Source organism: Vibrio sp. Vb1337 (genome assembly GCF_033338715.1).
Classification (GTDB): domain Bacteria; phylum Pseudomonadota; class Gammaproteobacteria; order Enterobacterales; family Vibrionaceae; genus Vibrio; species Vibrio alginolyticus.
Genome location: NZ_JAWOTD010000315.1, coordinates 1 through 1,005, shown reverse-complemented (window position 1 = coordinate 1,005; position 1,005 = coordinate 1). Strand labels below are relative to the sequence as shown.

Annotated in this window: 1 protein-coding gene; it reads left to right on the top strand. The window is 41.9% G+C overall.

All coding sequences use genetic code 11. The annotated features are described in order from the left end of the window. Positions 1-1,005 (top strand): two-component regulator propeller domain-containing protein (locus tag R7E42_RS25885; protein WP_411978992.1); only part of this gene is annotated, 1,005 nt, incomplete at both ends.

Genomic DNA, 1,005 nt, shown 5'->3' with positions numbered 1-1,005 from the left:
AAGGGTCATTCTGGACCTTTGTCGAAAATGAGGTTTATCAGACCTACCCAAACAAAGAAAGGCAGTTGGTCTTTAGCCTTAACCCCGGGTCGCAAATTAGAAAAATAGGTTCATCAGGTGATTATATTTGGGTAAGTGATGGCGCACATTTTTATACCTACAACATCAAAACCAATGAACTTGATTCATTTTCACTGCTTCAACTTTATCAACATAGCAATAATAGTTATGTGTACATCAATGATGCGATTCTGGTCGAAACCAAATGGGCGTTGGCTACAACATCTGGTGTCTATCTCTCTGAAGGTAATAAATTTGATCATGTGATTTCATCCGGTCAAAACTACATTGAAAAAGTGTACTACTCGCATACGAGACGCGAGATATTGGTTGGCACCTTAAAAGGCGCGTTGATCTTCAATATTTACGAGCCGAACAAAGAGATCGTCAAAATTGGCGGCTCCCACGTACTGACGTTTTCAGAGACCAATCAAGAGTATTGGGTTGGTACTGAGCACGGTTTGTATCTCTACTCGTTTTTAACTGGTGAAGTTACTGAAGTTGAGCCTGCGAGCTTCTTAGAGTTAGAGCTCGATAGCACTAAAATTTATTCCTTACTTAGCGACAACATGGGCGGAATGTGGATTGCGACCAACCAAGGTATTCGTTATTACTCTTTGTTCAGCAAAAAATTTGAGCGAGTCACCTTTAGTAGTTATGACTCGCAAACCTTATCTGGTCGTATCAGACAAACGGTAACAGGGCCAGATGGTGTGCTTTGGTTTGCCGATGACCGCAAACTGTATCGTTCTGGCGCGGAAGGGATTGTAAAAGTCTTAGAATTAGATTCTCAAATTAACGAATTTGCGTTCCAACGAGGCATGTTATGGCTTGCCACTTCAAAAGGCTTGGAGATATTCCAATTGGAGGGGCTGAAAAAGGTTAGCTTCCCTTATTTACAAGTGATGGCTGGGCATGCTGTTGAGCATATTGCTCTAGACGACG